4 protein-coding genes are annotated in these 2456 nt (G+C 56.8%); 3 read left to right on the top strand and 1 reads right to left on the bottom strand.

Annotation, left to right across the window (positions count from 1 at the left end; genetic code table 11):
* Positions 1 to 198: hypothetical protein (locus RA19_RS27280; RefSeq protein ID WP_206540308.1), on the bottom strand; the 198-nt coding region annotated here is incomplete at its 3' end.
* On the opposite strand from RA19_RS27280, the gene RA19_RS24880 reads away from it, so the two are divergent.
* The 3 genes from RA19_RS24880 to RA19_RS24870 form a co-directional block, all read left to right on the top strand.
* On the top strand, positions 185 to 664 hold the full coding sequence (locus tag RA19_RS24880; protein WP_206540307.1) for a hypothetical protein: 480 nt from the start codon (positions 185 to 187) through the stop codon (positions 662 to 664). The genes RA19_RS27280 and RA19_RS24880 overlap by 14 nt on opposite strands.
* Before the next feature lie 15 nt (positions 665 to 679).
* Complete coding sequence (locus RA19_RS24875) at positions 680 to 1378, top strand: ABC transporter ATP-binding protein (RefSeq protein ID WP_039168389.1); 699 nt, start codon at positions 680 to 682, stop codon at positions 1376 to 1378.
* Positions 1365 to 2456, top strand: a 1092-nt coding sequence (locus RA19_RS24870; RefSeq protein ID WP_039168387.1) for an ABC transporter permease, incomplete at its 3' end; no start/stop codon positions are given. The genes RA19_RS24875 and RA19_RS24870, both read left to right, overlap by 14 nt.

Below are 2456 nucleotides of genomic sequence, written 5' to 3'. Positions count from 1 at the left end.
GAAGTTGCGGCTGCCGATATCACTGTTGCCCTGGTAGATGCGTGATCCCGGTGGTTTGCACGTGAATTTTTTGAGGATTACTATGAAGCGCTTAAGAGCTAACAAGATGACCCGCTGCGCACTGGCCTTGTGCTTGTGCGCTGCACTGACAGCCGGAACCGAGTTTGCCGTTTCGGCACAGACATTGCCAGAGGCCATCGCACTGCACAATTCGGCTGCGGCAGGCGATGCAAAGGATCTGGACGCGGCAGTTTCGATGCTGGAGGCCCTGAGCGAAGCGGATCCGGAGAATGCGGAAATCGTGGCCTATCTCGGCAGCGCTTATGCCATTACGGCACGCGAAGGACGCAATGTCGTCAGCAAAATGCGAAACACAAACAAGGCGTTGCGGCATCTTGATCAAGCCCTGGAGATGGAGCCGGACAATTTTTCGGTGCGCATGGTCCGTGCGTCGGTTCAAAGAAATCTGCCACCGATGTTCAACCGGGCCGACGATGCCGTCGAGGACATGGTCGTGCTGGACCGTCTATTTCAGGCAACGGATAAGGCTCCAAGGTCAATGGCTGAGGCCATGCTGTCGATTTATGATCACCTTCTGGCACATGCGGCATCGCGCGGGGATTGGGCAGCCGGCCGGGATATTGCGCTTGATCGAAGCAAGTAAACGCGGTGCCAGAGAATGCCTAAGGTTAAGCTGAGAAACCTCACGCACAGCTATGTTGACGGCGATGTCGAGGTCAACGTGCTGGATAATTTGTCTCTGGATATCGAGGCGGGCAGCTTTTGCGCTGTTTCCGGACCTTCAGGCAGTGGCAAAAGCACATTGCTGAATATGATCGGCATGATCGACCGGCCGCAAAAGGGGCAGATCGTGATCTCCGGTCAGGACGTGCTTGCCATGTCAGAGCGTGAGCTGGTCCGGTTTCGGGGGCGGCATGTGGGGTTCGTCTTTCAGGCCTATCATCTGGTTCCGGTTCTGACCGCCGCCGAAAACGTGGCCTGGCCCCTGTATTTTCAGGGGGTTCCAAGACGCAAACGCCTGAGCGCCGCGCGTGAGATCCTGGCCCGGGTCGGACTGAAAGATCAGGCAAACCGCCTGCCGCGGCGGCTGTCCGGGGGACAACAGCAAAGGGTTGCGATTGCCCGGGCCTTGGTGACAGAGCCGGATATCGTTCTTGCCGATGAGCCGACCGCCAATTTGGACCGGCAAACCGCAGAAGAAATCATGGAACTGGCCGCCGGATTGAACCGAGATAGCGGAACGAGCTTTGTCATGGCGACCCATGATCCGCTTGTTCTGAACTATGCCACACGGCATCTGCAGATTTTGCAAGGCCATCTGTTCGAAGACAAGAAACCGGAGCATGTCCATGCTTGATCTGGCGGAACTCGCTTTGCGCAACACGGCACGAAACACACGGCGGACATTGTTCACGCTGATTTCGATCACAATCGGATGCGCCGCGATGATCTGTTTCGCGGGGTTCATCAGCTTTACTTTCGAAGGGTTGCGCGAAACCACGATACGCACGCAACTGGGCCATTTTCAGGTTTTCCGGCAGGGCTATTTCGAAAAACGCCACTCGGACAAGGCCGCTATCCTGATAGAGGATATCACTCCTGTCGAAGCCGCGCTTGCCGAGGTCGACCATGTCACCACCGTGACGTCGCGCCTGAGTTTTGCCGGTATCGGCGGAACCGGAGGCGCCTCTTTAAGCATGCAGCTTGTGGGTGCCGATCCAGATCGCGAAACCGAATTTGCTGATTTCGAAATTGTTGTCGAGGGGCGCAATCTTCGTCCCGGAGACGAATCCGCCGGTGTTATCGGTTTTGATCTGAAGCTGGGGTTGGGCGCCGAAATCGGCGATTGGGTGACGGTCATGACCACCACGCTGGACGGCGTGTTCAACGCAATAGAGTTCCAGATCGTCGGGGTCGTCAGTACCGGGTCCAAGGCCTATGATGCTGTCTATGCAAAGGTTCCCATCAGTCTGGCGCAAAGCGCATTGGACACGAAAGGGGGCGAGCGGGTGATTGTTCTATTGGATGACACTGCGCATTTGAACGCGGCGACGCGGCAACTGACAACAGCCCTCGCGGATCTGAGCACCGATTACGAAATTCGGAGCTGGCAGGAGCTAGCAGAATATTACGATTCGGTTGTTGCGCTTTATTCAGGACTGTTCCGTGTATTTGCAGTGATCGTTGTGGTCGTCGTGATTTTTTCGGTCGTCAACACCATGACCATGTCCGTTCTTGAGCGCACCAGCGAGCTTAGCGCTCTGCGCGCCATGGGAGCGACCGGGCGTGTCATCGTTGCAATGATCATGCTGGAAGGGGCCATACTCGGCCTTGCGGGTGCCGCTTTGGGTCTCGCCCTCTCATTGGCAGTTTCTGCAGGAATTGACCGGTTTGGTGGCATCGAAATGCCACCGCCCCCCGCCATGTCGCAAGGC

The organism is Leisingera sp. ANG-M1, from assembly GCF_000813745.1.
Taxonomy (GTDB): Bacteria; Pseudomonadota; Alphaproteobacteria; order Rhodobacterales; family Rhodobacteraceae; genus Leisingera.
Note: the sequence above shows the minus strand (reverse complement) of the source record. Positions and strands in the feature narration are given on the sequence as shown.

What these genes read in the sequence shown, in the direction of transcription:
- RA19_RS24875 (WP_039168389.1), top strand. Translation starts at nt 680, where the DNA reads ATGCCTAAGGTTAAGCTGAGAAACCTCACGCACAGCTATGTTGACGGC.